Origin of the sequence: Rugosimonospora acidiphila, assembly GCF_039543385.1 — a bacterium.
Taxonomy (GTDB): Bacteria; Actinomycetota; Actinomycetes; order Mycobacteriales; family Micromonosporaceae; genus Rugosimonospora; species Rugosimonospora acidiphila.
Genome location: NZ_BAABJQ010000011.1, coordinates 184,468 through 208,918, shown reverse-complemented (window position 1 = coordinate 208,918; position 24,451 = coordinate 184,468). Strand labels below are relative to the sequence as shown.

The following is a 24,451-nucleotide window of genomic DNA, read 5'->3' as shown; positions in this document are numbered from 1 at the left end:
CGGTGAGGGCGGCCGGCGTGGCCGGCGATGAGCGACCGGAGGGCGCGCGTGAGCAACGTCAGCGATCAGCAGGGAGAATCGCCGTTCGACGCGCATGGGCTCGATCCGCGGGTCGACACCACGGTCGCGCACCTGCGGGGGCTCGATCCGCGCGTCGACACCACGGTGGCGCACCCGGCCCGGCGCTACGACTACCTGCTCGGTGGCAAGGACAACTTCGCCGCCGACCGTGAGTCCGCCGAGCAGGTGCTCGCGGTGTTCCCCACGGTGCGCACCGCGGCGCTGGAGAACCGGCGCTTCATGCGGCGGGCCGTGACCCACCTGGCCGGCGAGGCCGGCATCCGCCAGTTCCTCGACATCGGCTCCGGCATCCCCACCAGCCCCAACACCCACGAGATCGCGCAGGGCATCGCACCCGACGCCCGCATCGTCTACGCCGACAACGACCCCATCGTCCTCGCCCACGCCCGCGCGCTGCTGACCAGCACCCCCGAGGGCGCCACCGCCTACCTCGACGCCGACCTGCACAAGCCGCACGAGATCCTGACCCACCCCGACCTGCGCGGCACCCTCGACCTGTCCCAACCGGTCGCGCTGATGCTCGTCGCGGTGCTCCACTTCGTGGTGGACGCGGACGACCCGTACGGCCTCGTCGCGCCGCTGGTGCGGGCCCTGCCCTCGGGCAGCTACCTGGTGATGTCGCACGTCACGTTCGACCACCTGCCCGTGGCCACCGTCGATCACCTGCACGGGATGATGGCCAGCGATCCGGAGCCGTTCCGGCCGCGCAGCAAGGCGGAGTTCGGGGCGTTCTTCGACGGGCTGGACCTGATCGACCCCGGCATCGTGTCGGTGGCCGACTGGCGGGCGCGGGACGAGCAACCGCCCCGGCCGACCCCGGCCGAGACCGGCTTCTACGGGGCGGTCGCCCGCATCCCGTGACCCGGCCCGGGGCACCGGCGGATGAAACAGGCACCAGCGCGACGAAGCGGACAACCGACCCCGGACCGCCGGGCCTCATCCGCCTACTAGGCTTTCAGTCGTGACCTTTACCGCGGCTGACGACCGGTATGACAGCATGATCTATCGCAGGTCCGGACGCAGCGGCGTCCGGTTGCCGGCGATCTCTCTGGGACTGTGGCACAACTTCGGGCACGAGCGCCCGCTCGGTGTGCAGCGCGAGATCTCCCGACGCGCCTTCGACCTCGGCGTCACGCACTTCGACCTGGCCAACAACTACGGCCCGCCGTACGGCAGCGCCGAGGAGAACTTCGGCCGCATCCTGGCCAGCGACCTCGCCCCGTACCGCGACGAGTTGATCATCTCGACCAAGGCCGGGTACGACATGTGGCCGGGGCCGTACGGCGAGTGGGGGTCGCGCAAGTACCTGACCGCCAGCCTCGACCAGTCGCTGCGCCGGCTGGGCCTGGAGTACGTGGACATCTTCTACTCGCACCGGTTCGACCCGGACACCCCGCTTGAGGAGACGATGGGTGCCCTGGACTCGGCGGTGCGGGCCGGCAAGGCGCTGTACGCCGGCGTGTCCAACTACTCCCCCGAGCAGACCACGCAGGCCGCCCGGATCCTGCGCGAGCTGGGCACCCCGATGCTGATCAACCAGCCGAGCTACTCGATGTTCAACCGCTGGGTCGAGGGCGGGCTGCTGGACGTGCTGGAGACCGAGGGGGTCGGCGGGATCGCGTACTCGCCGCTGGCGCAGGGCCTGCTCACCGACCGGTACCTGGACGGGATCCCGGCCGACTCGCGGGCGCGCACCAGCCGGTTCCTGAGCGAGCGCGACCTGACGCCGCAGCGGCTGTCCACCATCCGCGCGCTGAACGAGGTCGCCGGCCGGCGCGGGCAGAGCCTCGCCCAGATGGCGCTGGCCTGGACGCTGCGCGATCCGCGGATGACCTCGGTGGTGATCGGCGCCAGCAGCGTACGGCAGCTGGAGGACGGCCTCGGCGCGCTGTCCAACCTCACCTTCTCGGACACCGAGCTGGCCGAGATCGACGAAATTCTGGAGAAGGCATGAAGGCCATAGCGCTGGACGAGTTCGGCGGACCGGAGGTGCTGTCCCTGCGGGACCTGCCGGACCCGCTGCTCACGCCGGACGGCGTGCTCATCGACATGCGCGCGGCCGGCGTGAACCCGGTCGACTACAAGATCCGCGAGGGGTACCTGCGCGGCGCGTTCCCGCACCACACCCCGCTGATCCCCGGCTGGGACGTGGCCGGCGTGGTGGCCGCGGTCGGTCCGGCGGTGACCGCGTTCGCCGCAGGCGACGAGGTGTACGCGTACGCGCGCAAGGACAGCGTGCAGTTCGGCACCTACGCCGAGAAGGTGGTCGTCGCCGACCGGGCGGTGGCCCGCAGGCCGGCATCGCTGAGCCTCGCCCAGGCCGGCGCGGTACCGCTGGCCGGGCTGACCGCGCTGCAGTCCCTGCGGGACGTCGGCGTGCGTGCCGGCGACACCGTGCTCGTGCACGCCGCGGCCGGCGGGGTCGGCCACATCGCGGTGCAGCTGGCCGTCGCGATGGGTGCTGCCCGGGTCTTCGGTACCGCGTCGCCGGGCAACCACGACTTCGTGCGCTCGCTTGGCGCGCAGCCGCTGAGCTACGGTCCGGACCTGCCGGAGGAGCTGGCCGCGGCGGTCGGCGGGGACGGCAAGGTCGACGTGGCGCTGGACTACGTCGGCGGCGAGGCGCTGACCCAGTCCGCTCAGGTGGTGCGCGACGCCGCCCGGCACGGCTCGATCGTCGATGCCAAGACCGCGCTCGAGCAGGGCGGCCGGTACACGTTCGTGCGGCCGGACGGCGACGGGCTGGCGTACCTGGGCAAGCTGGCCGACGAGGGCAAGTTGCTGGTCGAGGTGCAGCAGGAGTTCCCCCTGGCGCAGGCGGCCGAGGCGCAGCGGCTGCTCGCGAAGGGGCACGTGCGCGGCAAGCTCGTCCTGACGGTGTGAGGATCCGCCCGGTCACCCCGGCCCGGCTGGTCGACGAGCTGGCCGGGCGGATCGACTCCACCACCACCGGCGGCTGGGTGCGGGTCGGGTTCGACGGGGCGCCGTCGGCCGCGCCCGGTGCGGTGGCCGACGCGATGGTGGATCCGTTGCGGGTACTGGGCCGGCAGGCGGTGCGGGTGGACCTGGGCGACTTCATGCGCCCGGCGTCGGTACGCCTGGAGTTGGGGCGCGACAACCCGGACTCGTACTACGAGCGGTGGTTCGACCTGGCCGCACTGTCCCGTGAGGTACTGGGACCGCTGGCGCCCGGCGGCTCGGGACGCATCGTGACCACGTTCTGGAACCCGGAAACCGACCGATCCAGCCGCCCGTCCTATGTGGACGTTTCGACCGGCGGCGTGCTGCTGCTGTCCGGCCCGCTGCTTCAGGGCGCCGGACTCGACCTCGACCTCGTCGTGCACTGCGCCCAGTCGCCGGCGGCGCTGGCCCGGCGGACCGGCGACGAACTGCGCTGGACGCTGCCGGCGTTCGACCGGTACCGGGACGAGGTGGACCCGGAGAGCCTGGCCGAGGTGGTGGTCCGGATGGACGATCCGCGGCACCCGGCCCTGGTCGAGGAGTAGCGCGCCGAGGAATGGCGCACCGGTTGGTGGCGCACCCGAAAATACATCGAAACTCTTGCATGTAAGGCGGGCTCCGGCCAGACTGTGGAAACCGGACGGACGCCGGGCCGAGCGCGCATGGGAGCCAGCATCGGCCGCGCCCGCCGTTCCCCGCAGGGCATCCCTGGTAGACGGCCCTGCCTCCACTTCGTGCCCGCCTCGCTGGGTCGCGACCGCCGGCGGCAGCGGTCGCGCACGCACCGGAGGATCTTCGATGAATCGCATCGCCAACCGGCGGCGACTGTCAAGCGCCGCCTTGCTGATCCGGCCCAAGTGCCGGCTCACGAAAGCCTTCCCGCTAGCGGCCGCCCTGCTCCTGCTCGTCACGATCGCCTGGCAGGTGGCGCACTCGGCCCGGGCCACCGCGGACGTGACCCAGACCACCGCGGTCAGCGCCGGGCCCGCCACCTTCACCCAACAGGCCCCGGCCGGGAACCCGTCTGACTACGGCAGCCAACTGGAGCGCTGCAGCCACGGGGTGGATTACCCCCTGTCCGGCGCCAACCCGATCCTGTCCGAGCCGCTGACCACCGCGTTCACCAGCAACGTGCCGCTGTCGGCGCAGGTGGCCTTCAACGGCAACCAGTGGTACGGCACCTACCAGCTCACCTTCACGAACAAGTCGAGCAAGCCGCTGAACGTGGACTGCGCGGTCATCATCTTCCGCGGGCCGTCCCACGCCGACCAGCACTACTACTTCAACCAGGAGGCGACCGGGCACCCGCAGTCGGACTACCTGGAGGTACCGCGCGGCGACGGCACCTCGTTCTACATCGTGCGCCTCGGCTTCCACGACGTGGCCGCGGCCCAGCAGACCGGGTACCCGAACGAGACCTTCGCCTGGCAGATCGGGGCGGCCCCGGCCGCGGCGCTGACCCTGGAACAGCTCCGCGACTCGATCCGCTTCACCGCCGACCTGAACCTGTCCTCGAACACGAGTCTCATCCAGCATTACGGCACCAACCGGCTGGCCAACTGAACCCCCGCGTACCCGGCCGGAGGCTCCCCCGGCCGGATACCGGCGTACCGATCGGAGAAGGCCCGTGCGCTCCATGCCCGTCCTGCTGTCCTGCGCCCTGCTGTGCCTCGCCGTGGTCGGGCTGTCCGGCTGCTCCGACGACCGGCCGGCCGGTGGCCCGGGTAGCGCCGCGTCCGCCAACCGGGCCGCCGCCGTGCGGAACCCGGAGGCGGCCACGGCCACCGCGCAGACCGAGTTCGGGCTGCTGGCGGGTGGCGACTACGGCGGGGCCTGGGACCTGTGGAGCCAGGCGGCCCAGCAGTCCATCTCCCGTGCCGACTTCGTCGCGCTGAACACGGACTGCCCGGCCAAGGGCGTGCCGGGCGAGGTGGTCGCGACGCACCCGGCGGGCGACGGCGAGGTGGACATCGACTGGAAGCGCGGCGCCCAGTCCGGCACCGCCAGCCTGCTCTTCACCGGCGGATCGTGGCGGTACCAGCCCAGTAAGTCCACTATGGACAGTTATCGACTCGGCGTGGACAAGCTGGTCGCTCAGCTGCGCGCCGCCCATGAGTGTTGAGGACGGATCCCATGCGAATCTCTCGACGCCGCCTGCCCGCGGCGGCCGCGGCCGTGGCCGTGGCGCTCGGCGCGGCTACGGTGGCGGTACTGGCCCCGGCGCAGGGTGCTGCCGCCGCCGGTGGCTGCCAGGCGACGTACCGGGTCAACCAGTGGACCGGCGGCTTCGTCGCGTACATCGACGTGACCGCCGGTACCAGTGCGGTGCACGGCTGGACGGTCACCTGGACGTACACCGCCGGTCAGCAGCTCACCTCCTGGTGGAGCGCGCAGGTCGGCCAGGCCGGCGGGTCGGTGACCGCGACCAGCCTGAGCTACAACGCCGACCTGGCACCGGGCGCCACCACCGAGTTCGGCGTGCAGGGCACGTCGGGCGGGAGCAATCCGACCCCGACCGACCTGACCGTCACCGGCTCCGGGTGCGCGGCCACCCCGGCCAGCCCCTCGGTCTCGCCGAGCCCGACCCGCTCGCCTTCGGCGAGCCCGAGCCCGACCCGCTCGCCTTCGGCGAGCCCGAGCCCGACCCGCTCCCCCTCGCCGAGCCCGAGCCCGACCCGGATGCCCTCGCGCAGCCCGTCACCGACCCCCACCGCCGTGCCGCCCACCAGCGCGCCGCCGACCAACCCGCCGGCCGGGTGCGGTTCGGCCGTGGTGTGCGACGGGTTCGAGGGCCAGACCGCCGGCGCACCCACCGGCGACTGGGCGGTCAGCTACCCGAACTGCTCCGGCGCGGGTTCCGCGACCATCGACACCACCACCGCGCACGCGGGTGGCAAGTCGTTGCGCGTCAACGGGGCCGCCGGCTACTGCAACCACGTGTTCGTCGGGCCCACCCGGAGCCTGACCGGCGTCGGATCGGTCTGGTACGCCCGCTTCTACGTCCGCCACACCACCGCGCTGCCGGCCGCGCACGTGGCGTTCGCGGCCATGCGCGATTCGGCCGACGGCGGCAATGACCTACGGATGGGTGGACAGAACGGTGCCCTGCAATGGAATCGCCAGTCCGATGACGCCACCCTGCCCGAACAGAGCCCGAATGGAGTGGCGCTGTCCGTGCCGCTGCCGGTCAACCAGTGGACCTGCGTGGAGTTCATGGTGAACGGCGCCAACGGCACCATGCAGACCTGGGTCAACGGCGCCGACGTGGCCGGGCTGCACGAGGACGGCACGCCGACGCAGGACGTCGACGGCCAGTGGCTGTCGCGCGGCAACTGGCGCCCGCAGCTGGCCGACTTCCGGCTGGGCTGGGAGGCGTACGGCGACGGCGCGGACACCCTGTGGTTCGACGACGTCGCGCTGGGAGCAGGCCGGATCGGCTGCTAACCCCTACGGAGCACGAGCCCGGCCCCGGCCGCCAGATCGCGGCCGTGGGCCGGGTTCAGGCGCCAGCCCACTGGCGGAAGACACGGTTACCCGGAGCACCGGCACCGCGTCGAGGTTAGGTTTGTTTACCGGTTCGTTGCCACGCCGTAGTGATCAAATAGGCGACACGTCATGCTCTCACTTCAAGATCCAACCGTGACGATTCGTACTCTCCTGCGTAAGCGCGTCAGCCTGGTCGCGGCACTCGCCACCGCCGCCATCGGCGCGACACTCTCCCTGTCCGCGTCGCCCGCCAGCGCGGCCACCACCTACTGGAACTTCAGGAATGACGCCACCGGCAAGTGCATCACCGCCGGCGTGTCCTCGGGCTCGTCGGTGTGGGCCGACACCTGCACCTACGGCAACTCCCAGGACTGGTCCTGGGTCAAGACCAGCTACACCGACGGATTCAAGCTGCTCAAGAGCCGGTCGTCCGGGAAGTGCCTGCACTACAGCTTCGGGCTCGCGAACAGCACCATGTGGCAGGCGCCCTGCGACACCAACTCCCCCAGCGAGATGTTCTACTACGTGGGCGCCACTCACTCGCTTCTCTCAGAGGCGGACTACTGGGACGTCACGATGGACCCCAGCAGCGCGAAGGGCGTCTACGTCAAGGCACTCCCGGCTGGCGGAAAGTACAGCTACTGGACCGGCTCCCACTGATCCGCCGACCGACCCGTCCGGGCTCGTCGCGCGGCGCTAGCCGCGCCGAGCCGGGCCCGTCGAGAGCACCGGTGTAGCGGACAGGGATTGTTATCGCCGAGGGCCCTTCGGCATGGCCCGGAGGATCCTCGGCGATGATTGCCTACTGCCATGCGTGCTTCGCGACGACGGTCAGACGTCGAGGACCTCGAAGGAGACGGCGTAGCGCACGCCCAGCCGGGCACCATCCGCGCGATTGACCGCCTCCAGGAACTCCTCCGGGTCGCTCATCGGGCCCGGCCCCAGGCCGCGCAGGTATTCGGTGTGGGCCTGGAGTGAGGCGACGCCGCGGACGAACGTCCCGGTCACGTCCACGCCGTGGGTCGACAGGGTGCTGTGGCCGACCAGGATCTTCGCGGCCTTCCACGGCTGCAGCCCCTCGTCCAGCAGCTCGCGGAACACCCAGCGGTTGGCGGCGTCCCGGACCCCGTCGATGGTCGCCCGGCCCACCGCGATGTGGTCGGCCTGGTTGTACGCGCCCGGCCGCCAGGTCTCGTGGTGGTTGCCGATGATGACGACGTCCGGCCGGTGCCGGCGCACCGCGCGGGCGATGTCGCGCCGCAGGTCCAGACCGTATTCGATCATGCCGTCCGGGTATCCGAGGAACTCGACCACGTCCACGCCGACCAGCGCCGCGCCGGCCCGCTCCTCCTCCTCGCGCAGCGGGCCGCACCGCTCGGGCTCGATGCCGTCGATGCCCGCCTCCCCGCTGGTGGCCAGGCAGTACACGATCCGCTTGCCCTGGTCCGTCCAGCGCGCGACGGCCGCGGCGGCACCATACTCCAGGTCGTCGGGGTGCGCGACGATCGCCAGCGCGGTCGACCAGGACTCGTCGATCGGCTCCAGGCCCGGATTCGGTTGAGTCATGGCCCGACGCTACCGATCGGCGCGTGGCGGCGCGATCCCGTCGTGGCGCGATCGCCACGCGGTCCGGTCAGGACCACTCCCAGAGGAAGCCGACGATGGCGCGCTCGACCACGTCGAAGCGGCGGTGCACCGAGCGCTGCTCGTCCAGGTCGACCTGCTCGCGTTCGAGGATCCTGCCCTGGTCCAGACCGTCCCAGCTGGCGGCCCAGACCCGCGCGGGCAGCCGCTGCGGGTGGAAGGTCACCCAGATGCTCACGTCCCGGGTGGGCCGGGCCAGGCCGCGGCGGAACTCGGCGGCCGGCTGCGAGTGGTAGAAGAATGTCGTGTGGTACTGCATGAGCGAACTTTCGCCCCTCGCGAGCGGACGGGTCAGCAGGATGTCCACCGCGTAGAGCGAATCGGAGACCCGGTAGACGTGCCGGCCGACCTGTCCGCCCCGGGTTACGTCCACGGTCAGCTCGTTGGTGTCGAACCGGTACGGGTAGGACTCGAGCCGGTCGGTCGTCGAGCGGATCACCTGAATGGTCTGGTGCTCGGCGGGCCGCCCGTCCGGGCCCAGGGTGTGCACCTCGTGCAGGGCGAGCGTTTCGTACCCGGGCTGGCCTCCGGCCCGGTACAGCTCGGTGGGGCGGACCGCGTCGCCGGTGATGACCCGGGTGGCGGCGGTGCCGCGCAGCACCTCGCGCAGCCGGTTCGCGTGCCGGTTGGTGAACCCGAAGGCGTCGATGAAGCGCTCCAGGGTCTCCCGGCTCAGCTCGACGCCGGTCAGCGCCCGGTGCACGGTATCAACGGAAATGTGCCACGGGCCGGGCTCGCCGCCGCGCAGCACCGCCGCGACCGCCGGGTAGTCGATGCGGCTGGACTCGGCGTCGCGGCCGGGGGCCGTCCGGGCGCCGGGCGCCGGCAACCGGACGCCGTCCATGGCCGGGACGGTGTGTGTCCACCGGCTCCGGTACTCGCCGGGGCGCAGCAACAGCAGGCGCAGATACGCGCATGCCTGCTTGACCCGGTCGTCCTCAGCCATGTCGGCAATCCTCCGTCATCGCCACGCGCGCGGGTATACCGCCAACGGCCAGCGTAGTCAGTCGATCCGGTGCGAGCGCGGTCACGGTACCCCGTCGGAGTCCACCGGACCGACGTTGTGCAACGCACAATGCTGTGCCGAAAATGTTCTCACCTTCGGCCGGAGGCGCTTAACCTCGTCGGCGGAGAGGGGCAGGCGGCGTGTTCGACCTGGTAATCCGGGGCGGTTCGGTGTTCGACGGCACGGGCGGGCCGCCGCTGCGCGCGGACGTCGCGGTCAACGGCGACCGGATCGCCGCGGTCATCAGCCGAGGCGACCCAGAGGCGCCCCGGATGGGGGCATCCGAGCGGCGGGACGAGCCGGCCGAGGCCGCGCGGGAAATCGACGCCACCGGGCGATATGTGACGCCGGGGTTCGTGGACGCGCACGTGCACGCCGACGCCGCGGCGTTCGACCCGGACACCCAGCGCGCCGCGCTCTGCCAGGGTGTGACCACGCTCATTCTCGGGCAGGACGGGCTGTCCTTCGCGCCCGGCTCACCATCCACTGTGGACTTCGTGACCCGGTACTTCGCCGCCGTCAACGGAGCCCACCCGCTGCTGGAGCCCGGTGCCGCGGTCACCGTTCGCGAACTGCTGGACGGGTACACCGGACGGACCGCGTGCAACACCGCCTACCTGGTGCCGCTGGGCACCGTCCGGTATGAGGTGATGGGCGCCGCACCCGGGCAGCCCGGGCCCGGGCAACTGGCCCGGATGCGGGCGCTGATCGAGGCCGGGCTCGCCGACGGCGCGGTCGGCCTGTCCACCGGCCTGGAGTACGCCCCCGGCGGGTACGCCACGACCGATGAGCTGATCCGGCTGTGCGAGCCGCTGGGCGGCCGGCCGTACGTGACGCACATGCGCGGGTACGAGGAGCTTGCCGGCACCGGGATGGCCGAGGCCACCACGATCGGACGCCGGGCCGGGGTACCGGTGCACGTGTCGCACTACCACGGCCCGGCGCGGCGGCTGGGTGCCCTGGTCGACCGGGCCCTCGCGGACGGCGTGGACGTCACCTTCGACTCGTACCCGTACCTGCGCGGCTCCTCCACCCTCGGGCTGGTCACGCTGCCCAGCAGCCTGCCCACCGCGGACCTGGCGGCGACCGCCGCCGCGCTGCGCGATCCCGGGGTGCTGCGCGGGCTGCGGGCGGGCTGGCCCGACGACCTGTGGCCGAGGATCACGCTGTCCTGCGTGGAGCATCCCGGCTGGTCGTGGACCGAGGGGCTCCGGCTGCCCGACGCGGCGGCCCGGGCCGGACTGCACCCGGCCGAACTGGCGGTCGAGCTGATGCTGGCCACCGGCCTCGGGGTGGGCTGTGTCTTCGACCAGCCGCAGGCCGTCGACCAGCCGCTGCCGGTCGACCAGCCGCCGGGGGCGAGCGAGGAGTCGGGGGCGAGCGAGGAGTCGGTGCGCGCCCTGCTGCGCCATCCGGCGCAGGTGGGCGGCTCGGACGGCATCTACCGGGGCGGCCGGCCGCACCCGCGCGGGTTCGGGGCGTTCGCCCGGCTGCTCGGGCGGCACGTGCGCGAGCTGGGTGACTGGGGCTGGCCCGAGGCGGTGCGGCACCTGGCGGGCGCGCCGGCCCGGCGCTTCGGGCTGACCGACCGGGGCCTGCTGCGGCCGGGCCACGCGGCGGACCTAGTGGTGCTCGATCCCGCCTCGGTCGCCGACCGGGCCAGCTACGAGCGGCCCCGCGACACCGCGGTCGGGGTGAGCACTGTGCTGGTCAACGGCGTGGTGGTGCTCGCCGGCGGAGTGCTCACCGGCGCGACGCCGGGCCGGGGACTGCGGGCGTCATGACCTCGCGCCTCGCGAATTCCGGCGGGCTGATCGACGGCCCGCCGGCCGCCCGCAACCAGAGCGCGTCGCTGCGCCGGGGCGTGACCCTGCTCGGGTACGTGCGCGACCATGCCGGCGCCGGCCGGGGGGTGAGCCTGACCCAGCTGGCCAACGACCTGTCGCTGAGCAAGAGCAGCGTGCTGCGCCTGGCCGCCCCGCTGATCGAGGTCGACCTGCTGGCCCGGGATCGGGAGACCGGCGCGTTCCGGCTGGGCCACGGCGCGCTGCGGCTGGGCCAGGCCTACCTGTCCCGGCTGGACCTGCGCACGGTCGCCGCCCCGCACGCGTACCAGCTGATGCGCGCCACCAACCACACCGTGCACCTGGTCGTGTACGACGCGCCGCACGTGGTCTACGTCGACAAGGTCGAGAACGAGGCCAACGTGCGGATGGCCTCGCGGGTGGGCAGCCGGGCGCCGGCGCACCGCACCGGGGTCGGCAAGGCGATCCTGGCGTGGCTGCCGGCGGCCGCGCTGGACGAGGCGCTGGCCGGGGAGCTGGCCGCCAGCACGCCGAACTCCATCACCGATCCGCGGCGGCTGCGCGCGGAGCTGGCCCGGATCCGGGAGCGCGGGTACGCGGTGGACGACCGGGAGAACGAGCCCGAGGTGCGGTGCGTGGCGGCGCCGATCTTCGACCACGCGGACGCGGTGGCGGCGGCGCTCAGCGTGTCCGGCCTGAGCTCCCGGCTGTCCACGGCGCGCGTGCGTGAACTGGGGCCAATGGTGGCCCGGACGGCCCGGCAGATTTCCTGGGAGATGGGAGCGACGCGATGACCATCGACAGTGGCCTGCCCGCCATCGAGAGCGGCCTACCCGACTGGCGGGACAAGGGATTCTGGGCGCCCGACACGCCCGAGGACCCGGTCGGACGGCGGCTGGTGGACGGGCCGTTCACCTGGCCGCTGCTCGTGGCGCGGGACGCCGCCCTGCGGCACAACGTCGCGACGATGGCCGGTTACCTCGCCGACCGCGGGGTGCTGCACGCGCCGCACGCGAAGACCACCATGGCGCCGTCGCTGATCGCCGCGCAGCTGGCCGCCGGGGCGTGGGGGCTGTCCGCGGCGACGGCCAACCACGTGCTGGTGTACCGGCGGGCCGGGGCTCGCCGGGTGCTGCTGGCCAACCAGCTGCTCGATCCCCGACCGCTGGGCTGGTTGGCGCGGTCGCTCGACGCCGACCCCGACTTCGAGCTGCTGTCCTATGTGGACTCTCTGGAGGGGGTGGCGGCGCTGGCCGGCACCCAGGGCGACCGCCCGTTGCGGGTACTGGTCGAGGTCGGGTACCCGGATGGGCGCACCGGCTGCCGGACGGTGCCGGAGGCGCTGGCCGTGGCCCGCGCGGCGGCGGCCAGCCCCCGGCTGGAGGTGGCCGGGGTGGCTGGGTACGAGGGCAAGCTGTCCACCGTGGACGAGGTACGGGACTTCCTCGGTACCCTGCGGGAGGCGGCCGAGACGTTGCGGGCGGACGGCTGCGCACCGGCGGACGGACCGCTGATCGTCAGCGCGGGCGGCAGCGTGTACTTCGACGTGGTCGCCGAGGAGCTGTCCGGGCACGGGCACGACGTCATCGCCCGACCGGGTGCGTACGTCGCGCACGACCACGGCTTCTACGCGGAGCGCAGCCCGCTGGCCGCCACCCTGCGCCCGGCCCTGGAACTGTGGGCGCAGGTGCTGTCGGTACCCGAGCCCGGGCTGGCCATCGTCGGCATGGGCCGGCGGGACGCCCCCTACGACGAGGGGCTGCCGGTGCTGCTGTGCCACGCGGACGGCCGGCCCGCCACCGGTGAGGTCACCGCGCTCAACGACCAGCACGCGTACCTGCGAGCCGACGGGCTGCGCCCCGGCGACGTGCTGCGCTTCGGCATCTCCCACCCGTGCTCGGCGTTCGACCGCTGGCGGGTGATCCCGGTCGTCGACGACGCCGACCGGGTGACCGACCTGATCCGCACCTACTTCTGACCACGCGCATCTGACCGCGCGGCCACTCTTGGAGCAAGGAGTTCCATGCCCTCACCAATCGCCGCCACGCTGCTCGCCGACGGGCTCATCGCGATCCTGCGCGGGCGCAACGCCGCACACCTCGACGGCGTGATCGACACTCTCGTGGAGTCGGGCGTGCGCACCCTGGAGGTCACCCTCAACACGCCGGACGCGCTGGGCGCGCTGCACCGGGCGAGCGCCCGGCTGGGCGGCGCGGCGGTGCTGGGCGCCGGTACCGTGCGCAGCACGAGCCAGGCCCGCGACGCGTTGGAGGCCGGCGCCCGGTTCCTGGTCAGCCCGCACACCGATGCCGAGATCGGCCAGGTCGCGATGGAGGCCAGGGCGGGCTGGCTGCCCGGCGCGTTCACCGCGACCGAGGTGTCGACCGCGTGGGCGGCCGGCGCTACCGCGGTGAAGCTGTTCCCGGCCAGGCTGGGCGGGCCGCGGTACCTGCGCGACCTGCGCGAGCCGCTGGACGACATCCCGATGGTGCCCACCGGCGGGGTCAGCGCGGAGTCGGTGGCCGACTGGTTCGCTGCCGGGGCGGCGGCGGTGGGCGCGGGCGGCCCGCTGGTGGGCGACGCCCTGGATACCGGCGACCTGGACGGCCTGCGCACCCGCGCCCGGGTGATGGTCGCCGCGGTCCGGAAGGCGAAGCCGTGACGGGCTCCCCCATCGCGAACGGACCGGCGGGCGCGCCGCGGGTCGACGTGGTCACCCTCGGCGAGACCATGGCGATGCTGCGCGCCCCGGGCATCGGGCTGCTGCGCCACGCGGCCAGCCTCGACGTGTCCACCGGCGGCGCGGAGACCAACCTGGCGATCGGGCTGTCCCGGCTCGGGCACCGGGTGGCCTGGATCGGCCGGGTCGGCGCCGACGAGTTCGGCGCGCTGATCTGCCGTACCCTCGCCGCCGAGGGCGTCGACTGCCGGGCCGTCGAGGACCCGGGCGCGCCCACCGGCCTCATGATCAAGTCACGCCGTACCGAGGCGGTGACCCGGGTCAACTACTACCGCAGGGGCAGCGCCGGGTCACGGCTGTGCCCGCGGGACGTGGACCCCGACCTGGTGACCCGGTCCCGGCTGCTGTACGTCAGCGGGATCACCCCCGCCCTGTCCGCCGACGCCCGCGAGGCGGTGCGGTACGCGATCGACGTGGCCCGCGCCGCGGGCGTACCGGTGTGCCTGTCGCTGAACTACCGGGCGGCGCTGTGGGGCCCCGAGGCGTTCCGCGCCGAGCTGACCGAACTGGTCGCGCGGGCGGATCTGGTGTTCGCGGGCGAGGGCGAGGCGCGGCTGGTCGTGGGCGGCGACACCGCCGAGGACGTGGGCCGGTCGCTGGCCGCCCTCGGCCCCGGCCAGGTGCTGGTCACCCGGGGTGAGTTGGGGGCGGTGGCGGTCGTCGAGGGCGAGGCGCTGGTGGCCCGGGCGTATCCGGTGCGGGCGGTCGACCCGGTCGGCGCCGGGGACGCGTTCGCCGCCGGCTACCTGAGCGGGCTGCTGGACGGCGAGTCAGTCGTGGACTGCCTGGACCGGGCGAGCCTGGCGGGCGCGTTCGCGGTCACGGTACCGGGAGACTGGGAGGGGTTGCCGAGCCGGGCCGATCTGGCGCTGCTGAGCGCGGAGGACGCGGTACTGCGCTGAGCCGACCGGGGCCAGTCATGGGCCAAGATCGGGCTATCCGGCCACCGCGCCGAGAAACTCTCAAATCTTGGAGGCTTTCCTACCCTAGAGAGCGTGAAAGCCACCAAGATTTCGCATTCTGCGGTGGGGTCAGGGCAGTTCGAGAAAATCCCGAAGCGCTTCCTCGATGAGTTTCATGGTCTGGTGTGAGACGAAGCCGTGGTTGTCCCGCAACGCGTTCCGGTCGAGTATCTGCACGACGCTGTGGATCCTGACGAACGCGCCGGCCAGGGGATCGGACTCGGTGAGCCGGACCGAGAGCTGATTCGGATGCGGGACCTCACGGGCGACGGTGAGTGCCCAGACCGCCAGCTCGTCGACGCTGTTGTACTCGTCATTGCTGATCACCAGCACGCGGTACTGGCCGCCTCCGCGCAGCAGGGTCCAGATCTGGCCCCGTCTCACCACTGGGCGTCACGCAGAGCGATGTCGTTGCTGCTCTCGACCAGGATCCGGTCGTCGGCGGCCTGTTGCGCGGTCCTGTGGCGCAGGTACTCGCCGTATGCCTGGGCGGCGGCCCGTTGACGAGCGCGACGGGCCTCGGGAAGCACCTTGCGGACGGCGTCGGTCACCGCGGCCGAGACATTGTCCTGGCTCTGCAGATAGGCGGCGACATCGTCGGGCACGCTGATGCTGAGCTTGACAGTCATACTTTCATCCTACCAACGGTACGATGGCGCCGTACTCAGCGACGCGAGGCCCCCGGTTCCACCCGTGCTCCGTGTTCGACGGGCGACTGGGAGAGGCTGCCAAGCTGGGCGGACCTGGCGCTGCTGAGCGCGCAGGACGCGGTTCTGCGCTGAGCCGTGAGATCCGTTCTGTGCGTGTGATCCGTGCTGTGCGCCCCAGGGACGGAGCGGCGACCTACGCAGTTCATCCGTACGTCACGCTGGATCGACACGATGACGCCATTTACGCCCCTCTTGGTCACCTCCGCCGCCGTAAGGTCTCCCGACCCCGGCGGCGGTCCCACCTTCGGCGTTGAAAGGCAACCCGTTCCGTGAATGGCAGAAGCCCCCAGGTCGGTCGGCAGACCGCGCGCCCCGCACCCGCCCGAATGAGCCGCAGGACCACGATCGGCGGCGCCCTCGCCGGCGCCCTGGTGCTCGGCACGCTCGTCGTTCCGATGGTCGCCAACGCGACCACCACCACCGCCTTCACCGCCGGAGACGTGGTGGTCTACCGGGTCGGCGATGGAAGCACCTCCCTGAGCGACAACGCCGCGCCGGTATTCCTCGACGAGTACGCCTCCACCGGCACGCTGGTACGTTCCATCGCCCTGCCGGCCAGCGACAGCGGCAGTACCCACGAACTCACGGCCTCCGGCAGCGCCACCTCGGAGGGGCAGATCACACTCTCGGCCGACGGCCGCTACCTGATGGCGCCCGGCTATCACAAGTCAGTCGGCACGGACAGCGTCGCCTCGACGGACGACGTCACCATCGCCCGCGTCGGCGCCGACGGCGCCGTGAACACCACGACGATGCTGGACGAGTTCGCCGACGACAACAACGTGCGCGGCACCGCCAGCACCGACGGCACTCACATCTGGGTTTCCGGTGCCAACGGCGGCATCGGGTACACCACCCTCGGCTCAGGCACCTTCACCCGGCTCACCGACGAGAACGTGCGCGAGGTGCAGATCGCCGGCGGCCAGCTGTACGTCTCCTCCGACAAGGATGACGTCGGTATCTCCAGGGTGGGCGCCGGCACACCTACCACCTCCGGGCAGAAGCTGGCCAACCTCCCGGGCAGCCCCGAGAGCAGCGGCGACCCCTACGGCTACGTCCTGCTCAACCTCTCCGGCGGAGCCACCCCCGACACTTTGTACGCCGCGGACAGCAGCGCCGGGAAGATCAACAAATTCAGCCTGGTCGGCGGCGCCTGGAAGGCCGAGGGCAGCAAGAGCGTGTCTCACGTCGTGGGTCTCACCGGCTTGGTCGACGGCGGTCGAGCCGTTCTTTACGCGACGAGCAGCGGCTCCTCCGGCACCAGCGGCACGCTCTACACGCTGACCGACCCCAGCGGTGCGGCCGCCGCCATGTCCGGCTCGGCGACCACCCTCGCCACGGCCGGCTCCAAGAAGGCATTCCGGGGTGTCGCCCTCGCCCCCAGCACCGGCGGTGCGCCCAGCCCCAGCGCCTCTCCCTCGGCGAGCGCCACACCCACCGGCTCGCCCAGCCCGAGCACCTCACCCGGTCCCAGCACCTCACCCTCCACCAACCCCCTCACCCCCGTCGCCTGGCCGGGCAGCAGCTCGATCGCCAACGCGGACGGATCGAACGTCTTCGGCGAGGACCTCAGCGGTCTCTACCAGGAGGGCGACTACCAGAACGGCGGCGTGATGTGGGGTGCGCAGAACAGCGGCACGCTGTGGCGCCTCGTCCCGAACGGCTCCGGCGGCTGGAAGCCCGACACGGCCAACGGCTGGGCCTCCGGCAAGACCCTGCGGTACCCCGGGGGCTCCGGCACTCCCGACGACGAGGGAGTCACCCTCACCGGCTCCGGTTCGGCGGGCGGCGTGTTCGTCGCTAGTGAGCGCAACGGCGACGCGTCCGACAGCAGCCGGCTGTCCGTCCTCCGCTACGACGTTTCCGGCACGGGCACCACGCTGACCGCCACGAAGGAGTGGAACCTCACCTCGGACCTGCCGTCCGTCGGCTCCAACCTCGGCTTCGAGGGCATCACCTGGGTACCCGACAGCTACCTGACCAGCGCCGGGTTCAGGGATGCGTCGACCGGCGCGGCGTACAACCCGAACGGCTACGGCGCGCACGGAGGCGGTGTGTTCTTCCTTGGTGTCGAAGGCACCGGCATGGTGTACGGCTACGTCCTCCAGGACTCTGGCGCCTTCACCCGGATCGCCTCGATCAGCAGCGGGATGGCCGGCGTCATGGAACTGCAGTGGGAACCGCAGGCCTCGCGCCTGTGGATCGTCTGTGACGACACCTGCAACGGCCAGCACAGGACCATGCAGGTCAACGCCTCCGGGGCGTTCGCCACCACCGCCGTCTACAACCGGCCCAGCGGAATGCCCAACTACAACAACGAGGGTTTCTCGGTGGCCGGGGGCGGCGAATGCGTGAGCGGTTCGAAGCCCGTGTACTGGGCCGACGACAGCGACGACGGCGGCCACGCGGTCCGCAAGGGCAGCATCACCTGCTGACCGGGTGGAGCCAACCCAGCTAGAACACCAGCCACAATCGCCGCTTCAGAGGCCGTACCCGCGTCGGCGGGTGCGGCCTCTGATACTTCGCGACCGTGGCGCCAGCCTGCCAGCGCCCGCGTGCGCGAGAGCGCCGCGAGTGGAGTGGGATGCGGAGGCTGACCGCGTAGCACCCCAACCACAACCCCAACGTCTCCACGAAGCGTACGGCTACTGTCCACTCGCCGGATCCGAGACATCTACTACAAGATCGCAATAAAGGCTACAGTATCCCGAGCGCGATGATCAGGTTCTCCAACGGACCCGGCGCCTCATTGTCCTGTCTCGTGAAGCTGCACTTGGAGAAAGTCATGGAGATCGCGACGAAGCCTCTCACCGCGCCTGGTGCACTGCCTGTGTTCGGCCACGTCCTGCCGCTGCTGCGCGACCCGCTCGCATTCCTGGCCTCGCTTCCGGCCTCCGGTGATCTGGCCAGGATCCGGATCGGTCCGTTCTCGGCGGTCGTGGTGTGCGACCCGGAGCTGACCCGGCAGGTCCTGCGCGACGATGCCAGTTTCGACAAGGGCGGCCCGCTGTTCGACCGCGCACGGGAGATCGCCGGTGGCGGCGTCGCCACCTGTCCGCACGGCCAACACCGCAGGCAGCGCAGCCTGGTCCAACCCGCCTTTCACCACGATCGCATTCCGGGCTACGCGCAGACGATGACCGCTCAGATCGCCGCAGTCGCTGGAAGCTGGCGCGATGGTCAGGTCCTCGACATCCCCGCCGAGACGCTGAAGATCACTATGGGGGCCGGCGTGGAGACCATGTTCTCGGGCGAGCTGCCTCCGACGGCCTTGCGCGAGACCCTGGACGACCTCGCCACCGTCTTCGCCGGCATGTACCGGCGCGCGATCATGCCACCGGCGTTCAATCGCCTGCCCACGCCCGCCAATCGTCGCTATCACCAGGCCCGCACCCGCCTGCGTCACACCATCGACGCTCTCATCGCTGAACGCCGGGCCCATCCCGCCGACCGCGGTGACCTGCTCTCGGCGCTCCTGACCGCCCGCGACGTAGATGGCGATGGGGGCGGCCTGGCCGAGGCTGAGATCAGCGATCAGGTCATCACGTTCTTCCTGGGCGGTCCGGAATCTACCGCCAACGCCCTAGCTTGGGCATTGCACCTGGTAGCACAGCACCCTCATGTCGAAGAACGCCTCTATGCCGAGCTGGACAGTGTGCTCGCGGGCGCGCTGCCCACCCTGGACCATCTGCCACGGCTGGCGCTGACAGGCCGCATCATCACCGAGACGCTGCGTCTGTACCCGCCGCTGTGGATGCTCACCCGCGTCACCACCGCTCCCGTCCAGCTAGGCGACCATCGCCTCCCGGCCAACACGACCCTCGTCTACAGTCCCTACCTGCTCCACCACCGCGGCGACCTGTTCGAAGACCCCGAACGCTTTGATCCCGAACGCTGGGACGGCGACCACCGGCCGTCGCGCCGCGGCGCGTTCATCCCGTTCGGCAGCGGCCCCCGCAGATGCGTCGGCGACCAGTTCGGCATCACGATGGCCACCCTCTCGCTAGCCGCCATCACGGCCCGCTGGCGCCTTCAGTCCCTGCCCAGCCACCCGCCACGCCCCACTGCGGCGCTCACCCTTCGACCCCGCGGGCTGCAGATGCGCGCCACCGTGCGGGCCACCCACACGTAAATGCTCGCGACTGCGACCCGACTGCTCGTAGTCCGCGCCGCGTTTCACACCGTCGCGGCGGGCATCGGCCAAGTGATCGGCGCAGCGCTGCCCGACCCGTCCGCATGTGCCGCAGAAGCCTGCTGATTCTCTCGCGCATCACCTCCACCGGCGGCATTCCGAGGTGATGAGTGTGATGGGCATCGTCTACCAGGCCGCCGCCCCTGTCGCCCTCCGCGCGAAAGCGGAATGGCACGCCCGTAACCCACGCCCAGACCCAGGGGGCCCCGCAATGCCGCAGGACGTCAACTTCTACATGCCCATCCCCAGCCGCCGCAGCCCCGACTGCGAGCGCGCCCGCACCGATCACCTGGCTTGGCCGAGCGCCCTTGGCCTCATCACCACCGAGGCCGCCGCCGAACGCCATCGCACCGCCGACTACGCCGATCTGGCCGCACGCTTCTACCCCTCGGCCACCGGAGCCGACCTGGACCTGGGCGTCGATCTGATGACGTTCTTCTTCCTCTTCGACGACCTCTTTGACGGACCACGCGGCGCCGACCCCCAGCAGGCCAAGCAGCTCACCGATGTCGTCGCCGCCGCACTCGACGGGCCCCTTCCCACCACCGCACCCCCGATCGCCCATGGATTCGCCGATACATGGCGGCGCACCTGCCAGGGCATGTCCCCCGCGTGGCGTGCCCGCGCCGCGCGCACGTGGCGGGGCTATCTGGCCGGATACGTCGACGAAGCCTCCAGCCGCCACTACGACACCCCCTACGAGACGGCCGGCGAATACCTCGCCATGCGCCGGCGCACCATCGGTGCTCAGCCCACCGTGGACCTCGCCGAGCGTGTGGGCCGCTACGAGGTCCCCCAGCGCCTCTTCGACAGCGCCATCCTGACCGCCATGCTCCAGATCGCCATCGACACCAACATCATCGACAACGACATCGCGTCCCTGGAGAAAGAAGAGGCCCGTGGTGAGCAGAACAACATGGTCCTCATCCTCATGCGCCAACACGGCTGGACACGGAGCCAGAGCATCACGCATATGCAAGATGAAGTCCGCACGCGCCTCGAACAGTTCCTCCTGCTGGAGACCTGCCTGCCGAAGGTCTACGACACATTCAGCCTCGGCGCGAAGGAGCGGGAGGCCGTCGAGGAATACCGCACCGACGGGATCCGCGCTCTGATCCGGGGAGCCTACGACTGGCACCGGCGCTCGAAACGCTACACCACCGACTACGCCATTCCCGCCGGCCGACTCGGCTACCTCGAAGATCTCGGCACCGTTCAGTGAACGAAACGGCGCGCCAGGGAATGCTCCCCCGGCGCCCGCCGATCGATCACGCGGTTCAGGACGCGGTGTACGCCCGGATGATGGGACTGGTCGATCCCGCTACCGGCGCTGCCGGTCGCCGAGACCCGAAGCGACACCGGCTGACCGACGAGCCCGCGTTCAGCGACGCGGGGCCGCCGGGCGCAGCGTGCCCGGCCCGGTCTGCGCGGCGCTCGGGGCGGCCGGCTCCGGGAACGAGGCGTTGGTCCAGCGCAGCGGGCCGGGACGCAGGTCCCACAGCACCCGGCGCCACAGCGGCTGGGTGCGCCGCAGGCCGCGCACGTAGGCCACCGCCCCGGAGACCGCCGTGGCCGCGTCCCGCTCGTCCGCGAACTCCGGTGCGAACGCCACCAGGTTGGCCAGCTCCACCAGCACGTCCAGCGAAGGCAGCGCGGCGCCCGGCCCGTCCGGCGGGCGGGCCGCCCACTGGGCCACCTCGGTAGCGGTCAGGTGCCCCGGCGGCCGGCGGCCGGCCAGCCGCAGCGCGTCGAGCACCTCCAGCCAGGCGCCCCGTACCCGGTCCGACGGCGCGCCCCGCGACAGTCTGGCGTGGCGCTGCGATCGGCGGGTCAGCACCACGCCCAGCTCGGTGAACAGCACGAGCAGCACCACCACCCCGACGACGACCCACGGCGTCCAGGGCGGCAGCCCGCCGGCGGCGGACTGCGCGGCGGCGCTGCGGCTGGGATGCGGGCTGGCCGAGAACGACGGCAGCTTCGGCACCGGCGGCGTGGCGGAGTCGGACGGCGCCGGCGGGGTCGGCGTCGGCTTGTAGTCCTGCTCCAGCGAGCGGTGCTGAGTGCCGTTGCCGGGCATCGGGTCGAACGGCACCCAGCCGACGCCCGAGAACAGCACCTCGGGCCAGGCCGTGGCGTCCTTGCCGACGACCGTGCTGTGGCCGGCCGGCACGTTGAAGCCGACCACCACCCGGGTGGGCAGGCCCATCAACCGGCCGAGCGCCGCGTAGGAGGCCGCGAACTGCTCCGAGGTGCCCCGCTGGCCGCCCTGTTCGACCGGGGCGAGCAGGAAGAACTGCAGGTTCGCGTAGTTGTGGCCGCTGGGCGCGTCGGGGGCGAAGGTGTAGTGCTCGGCGATGAACTGCTGGAGGGCGTACGCGCGCTGGTAGGCGCCGCCGCTGCCCTGCTCGATGGACTGGGCGAGCTTCTGCATCGGGGCCGGCACGTCGCCGCCGGTGTCCAGGTACCTGGCGACGTCCGGCCCGCTGGGCACGGTGGCCATCGGCAGCACGTTCGGGTTCGACCTGGGCACCTCGGAGGTGACCGAGTAGCTGGTACCCGGGGGCAGCCCGTTCGGGCGCAGCAGGGTGCCGCTGCCCTCGTCGTACGCGACCCGGATGCCGTCGATGTCATGCGGGACGCTGACCGCCGGCACCAGCGAGCCGCCCAGGTCGCGCACGGTGAACTGCTCGGTGACCTGGCTGACCGAAATCGGGGCGGCGGCGCCACCGGGCGGCGGGGCCAGCGGCGGCAGCTGCCGCCCCGCGTCGCGGTACTGGGCCCCGATCGTCCAGGTGGCCCCGTCGAAGTCGCTGAGCACGGCCAGCTCGACCTTGCTGGCGGCGGACATGGTCGCGTCGAACAGGGGCTCGCCCGGGTTGGCCATCCAGCCGGAGATGCGGGCCAGCGGGTCCTGGTCAAGGAGGTCGGACTGCGGTGGAGCGACCGCGCTGCGCGGGTCGATCGGATCGTCCGGCAGGCTCACGGTGAGCACCGGGACCAGGGCCGCGGCCAGCGCGACGAACACCGCTATCCCGGCCGCCGCCCGTACCCGCAGCTGAAGGCGCCCCGGCGCGGCAAGCTCGGGCATGGGCTGTGGCCCGGCCCCCGGGCCGCCGAAGGTGACCGGAGCGGGCCCACCCGGCACCGGCCTGTCCACCGTCCGGCCGGAGGCGGCGGTCGCCAGCGCACCGGCGGCCAGCACGACGTAGGCCAGGGCGCGCCACGGCTCCACCCCGCCGTGCGGGCCCGCCATGATCAGCGCGCCGGCGTAGATGGCGGTCGGCGGGATCAGGGCCAGCGGGCCCCGCCGGGCACGCACCCCCAGCTCGACGCAGATCAGCCCGCCGATCCAGACCAGCACCACCGGCACCAGCACGGTGTCCGGCTGTGCCTCGACCGGGATGAGCGCGGTCAGCAGCTGTGGGCCGCCGTTGCGCACCGCCTCGGACAGCAGGGCGGGCAGCGCCCCGGACACGCCGGAGGCACCCGCCGAGTACCAGACGGTGAAGACCACGTACCCGAGCATGGCCACCACCGAGACCGGTGCGGCTGTCCACTGTGGACTACGCAGGAGCAGCAGCCCGATGCCCACCGAACCGACCGCCGCACCCGCCACCAGCAGGGCGAACAGCGAGCCGTCGTAGATCCTGCCGGCGGCACCGGCGCCGAGCGCGAGCAGCCCGGCGTAGCACAGCGCGGCGATGACCCGCCTCACGCCCAGACCTCGTCCCACATCCGTACGAAGTCGGCGGCGTCCCGAGCGGTGATCACCTGGAGCCCCGCGCCGCTCACCGGCATCGACTGCGGCCCGAACACCCCGATCATGATGGCGGCGTAGGTGCCGCCAAGGCCCATCATGGTGCCCAGATCCTCCGGCGTGGCCTGCCCGGTCAGGCAGATCAGCGTGTCGCCGGCCCGCATCTGCCGGGCCCGCTCGGTGATCCCGCCCAGGCCGGTCTTGCCCAGCTCGTCGTCGATGTGCGGGCGCGCCTCGGCCAGCACGTCCAGGTACCCGGTGCTGTCCGGCGCCACCGGCACGCTGGCGCCGCTCGTGGTGAGCAGGTGCACGGCCAGCTCGGACCGGATCGCCGCGTTGATCAGCGAGGCGGCCGCCTCGCACGCGTCCTCGAAGGTGTCGCCCCGGTGCACCACCTGGCGGTCGTCCAGCAGCACCACGAGCCGGGGCCGGCTGGTGTCCACCCGCTCACGCACCATCAGCTCGCCGATCCGGGCGCTGGTGCGCCAGTGCACGTGCCGCAGGTCGTCGCCGGGCACGTACTCCCGCAACGAGTCGAAGGTGCTGCTGCCGTGCGGTACCCGCTCGGACAGCCCGTCGGGGTTGCGCGACGAGCCGGACGGCACCGTGGTCACCGGGTGCAGGTACGGGTAGACCCAGACCTGCGCCGGGTCGCCGTACGGGCGCTGGGCCCGGGCCAGGCCGAACGGGTCGCGCCGGCCCACCCGCATCGGCCCGAGCTGGACCACGCCGCGACGCCGAGTGGGCACCGGGTACGTCACGGAGGTGCCCCGGCCCGGCCGCAGCCGCACCGGCGGGATCGGCACGGCACTCTCGCCGCAGGCGTCCTCGCCCACCACGGTCAGCGCACCCCAGGACCGGCCGTTGGTGACCGTGAGCGTCACCTGGCAGGGGTCGCCGCGCATCACCCGCTCCGGCTCGACCTGGCGCCGCACCTCCAGCCGGGGCCGCAGCAGGCCGGCGACCAGGGACAGGACGACCGCGAGCACGCCGGCCGCCCCGACCGCGGCCAGCTCCGGATAGCCGAACCCGTCCCCGCCGACCAGCAGCAGAACGCCTGCGATGAGCACGCCGATGCCCCGGCGGGTGATCCTCACGCGGTCATCC

22 protein-coding genes are annotated in these 24,451 nt (G+C 72.1%); 16 read left to right on the top strand and 6 right to left on the bottom strand.

What is annotated here, in order from left to right; genetic code table 11:
- The first annotated feature begins 132 nt into the window (after positions 1-132).
- From ABEA87_RS20135 to ABEA87_RS20100, 8 genes are all read left to right on the top strand, one after another.
- The gene (locus tag ABEA87_RS20135; RefSeq protein WP_345631735.1) at positions 133-942 is read left to right on the top strand and encodes an SAM-dependent methyltransferase; all 810 of its coding nucleotides are present in this window, start codon (positions 133-135) and stop codon (positions 940-942) included.
- 100 nt (positions 943-1,042) lie between these two features.
- Positions 1,043-2,035 (top strand): L-glyceraldehyde 3-phosphate reductase, encoded by a 993-nt coding sequence (mgrA, locus tag ABEA87_RS20130; RefSeq protein WP_345631651.1) that lies wholly within the window; start codon positions 1,043-1,045, stop codon positions 2,033-2,035.
- Positions 2,032-2,964, top strand: coding sequence for an NADP-dependent oxidoreductase (locus ABEA87_RS20125; protein ID WP_345631650.1), 933 nt, complete (start codon positions 2,032-2,034; stop codon positions 2,962-2,964). The genes mgrA and ABEA87_RS20125 overlap by 4 nt, the downstream gene beginning before the upstream one ends.
- Entirely contained in the window at positions 2,961-3,587 is a 627-nt protein-coding gene (locus ABEA87_RS20120; RefSeq protein WP_345631648.1) for a nucleoside/nucleotide kinase family protein, read from the top strand. Before ABEA87_RS20125 ends, ABEA87_RS20120 begins: the two co-directional genes overlap by 4 nt.
- A gap of 253 nt (positions 3,588-3,840) precedes the next feature.
- Positions 3,841-4,605 carry a hypothetical protein gene (locus ABEA87_RS20115; RefSeq protein ID WP_345631646.1) on the top strand — a complete coding sequence of 255 codons (765 nt, stop codon included), beginning with the start codon at positions 3,841-3,843 and terminating at the stop codon, positions 4,603-4,605.
- Between the two features lie 64 nt (positions 4,606-4,669).
- Entirely contained in the window at positions 4,670-5,164 is a 495-nt protein-coding gene (locus ABEA87_RS20110; RefSeq protein ID WP_345631644.1) for a hypothetical protein, read from the top strand.
- 11 nt (positions 5,165-5,175) lie between these two features.
- On the top strand, positions 5,176-6,486 hold the full coding sequence (locus tag ABEA87_RS20105; protein ID WP_345631643.1) for a cellulose binding domain-containing protein: 1,311 nt from the start codon (positions 5,176-5,178) through the stop codon (positions 6,484-6,486).
- A 195-nt stretch (positions 6,487-6,681) separates the two neighbouring features.
- A complete protein-coding gene (locus ABEA87_RS20100) occupies positions 6,682-7,188 on the top strand; it encodes an RICIN domain-containing protein (protein ID WP_345631642.1) in 507 nt (168 codons plus the stop codon).
- A gap of 171 nt (positions 7,189-7,359) precedes the next feature.
- Here the strand turns inward: ABEA87_RS20100 and ABEA87_RS20095 are convergent, their stop codons facing one another.
- Both ABEA87_RS20095 and ABEA87_RS20090 read right to left on the bottom strand, forming a co-directional pair.
- Entirely contained in the window at positions 7,360-8,094 is a 735-nt protein-coding gene (locus ABEA87_RS20095; RefSeq protein WP_345631640.1) for a PIG-L deacetylase family protein, read from the bottom strand.
- A gap of 67 nt (positions 8,095-8,161) precedes the next feature.
- Entirely contained in the window at positions 8,162-9,118 is a 957-nt protein-coding gene (locus ABEA87_RS20090) for a hypothetical protein (RefSeq protein ID WP_345631638.1), read from the bottom strand.
- 200 nt (positions 9,119-9,318) lie between these two features.
- Between ABEA87_RS20090 and ABEA87_RS20085 the strand changes: the two genes are divergently transcribed.
- The 5 genes from ABEA87_RS20085 to ABEA87_RS20065 are packed head-to-tail and all read left to right on the top strand — an operon-like array spanning position 9,319 to position 14,625.
- A complete protein-coding gene (locus ABEA87_RS20085; RefSeq protein ID WP_345631637.1) occupies positions 9,319-10,962 on the top strand; it encodes an N-acyl-D-amino-acid deacylase family protein in 1,644 nt (547 codons plus the stop codon).
- Positions 10,959-11,777 carry an IclR family transcriptional regulator gene (locus tag ABEA87_RS20080; RefSeq protein ID WP_345631636.1) on the top strand — a complete coding sequence of 273 codons (819 nt, stop codon included), beginning with the start codon at positions 10,959-10,961 and terminating at the stop codon, positions 11,775-11,777. The genes ABEA87_RS20085 and ABEA87_RS20080 overlap by 4 nt, the downstream gene beginning before the upstream one ends.
- Positions 11,774-12,961: a type III PLP-dependent enzyme domain-containing protein gene (locus ABEA87_RS20075; protein ID WP_345631634.1), complete on the top strand. Its 1,188-nt coding sequence runs from the start codon at positions 11,774-11,776 to the stop codon at positions 12,959-12,961. Before ABEA87_RS20080 ends, ABEA87_RS20075 begins: the two co-directional genes overlap by 4 nt.
- A 45-nt stretch (positions 12,962-13,006) precedes the next feature.
- Positions 13,007-13,645: a bifunctional 4-hydroxy-2-oxoglutarate aldolase/2-dehydro-3-deoxy-phosphogluconate aldolase gene (locus ABEA87_RS20070; RefSeq protein ID WP_345631632.1), complete on the top strand. Its 639-nt coding sequence runs from the start codon at positions 13,007-13,009 to the stop codon at positions 13,643-13,645.
- A complete protein-coding gene (locus ABEA87_RS20065; RefSeq protein WP_345631630.1) occupies positions 13,642-14,625 on the top strand; it encodes a sugar kinase in 984 nt (327 codons plus the stop codon). Before ABEA87_RS20070 ends, ABEA87_RS20065 begins: the two co-directional genes overlap by 4 nt.
- A gap of 129 nt (positions 14,626-14,754) precedes the next feature.
- Here the strand turns inward: ABEA87_RS20065 and ABEA87_RS20060 are convergent, their stop codons facing one another.
- Positions 14,755-15,069 (bottom strand): type II toxin-antitoxin system PemK/MazF family toxin, encoded by a 315-nt coding sequence (locus ABEA87_RS20060; protein ID WP_345631628.1) that lies wholly within the window; start codon positions 15,067-15,069, stop codon positions 14,755-14,757.
- The gene (locus ABEA87_RS20055) at positions 15,066-15,314 is read right to left on the bottom strand and encodes a hypothetical protein (RefSeq protein WP_345631626.1); all 249 of its coding nucleotides are present in this window, start codon (positions 15,312-15,314) and stop codon (positions 15,066-15,068) included. The genes ABEA87_RS20060 and ABEA87_RS20055 overlap by 4 nt, the downstream gene beginning before the upstream one ends.
- A 407-nt stretch (positions 15,315-15,721) precedes the next feature.
- On the opposite strand from ABEA87_RS20055, the gene ABEA87_RS20050 reads away from it, so the two are divergent.
- From ABEA87_RS20050 to ABEA87_RS20040, 3 genes are all read left to right on the top strand, one after another.
- Positions 15,722-17,830 carry a hypothetical protein gene (locus ABEA87_RS20050; RefSeq protein WP_345631624.1) on the top strand — a complete coding sequence of 703 codons (2,109 nt, stop codon included), beginning with the start codon at positions 15,722-15,724 and terminating at the stop codon, positions 17,828-17,830.
- Positions 17,831-18,111: 281 nt separating this feature from the next.
- Entirely contained in the window at positions 18,112-19,527 is a 1,416-nt protein-coding gene (locus ABEA87_RS20045; RefSeq protein WP_345631622.1) for a cytochrome P450, read from the top strand.
- Positions 19,528-19,702: 175 nt separating this feature from the next.
- On the top strand, positions 19,703-20,809 hold the full coding sequence (locus ABEA87_RS20040; RefSeq protein WP_345631620.1) for a terpene synthase family protein: 1,107 nt from the start codon (positions 19,703-19,705) through the stop codon (positions 20,807-20,809).
- 159 nt (positions 20,810-20,968) lie between these two features.
- Here the strand turns inward: ABEA87_RS20040 and ABEA87_RS20035 are convergent, their stop codons facing one another.
- Both ABEA87_RS20035 and ABEA87_RS20030 read right to left on the bottom strand, forming a co-directional pair.
- Complete coding sequence (locus ABEA87_RS20035; protein WP_345631618.1) at positions 20,969-23,302, bottom strand: DUF3488 and transglutaminase-like domain-containing protein; 2,334 nt, start codon at positions 23,300-23,302, stop codon at positions 20,969-20,971.
- Positions 23,299-24,441, bottom strand: a complete 1,143-nt coding sequence (locus ABEA87_RS20030) for a DUF58 domain-containing protein (protein WP_345631616.1) — start codon at positions 24,439-24,441, stop codon at positions 23,299-23,301. The genes ABEA87_RS20035 and ABEA87_RS20030 overlap by 4 nt, the downstream gene beginning before the upstream one ends.
- Positions 24,442-24,451: the final 10 nt, after the last annotated feature.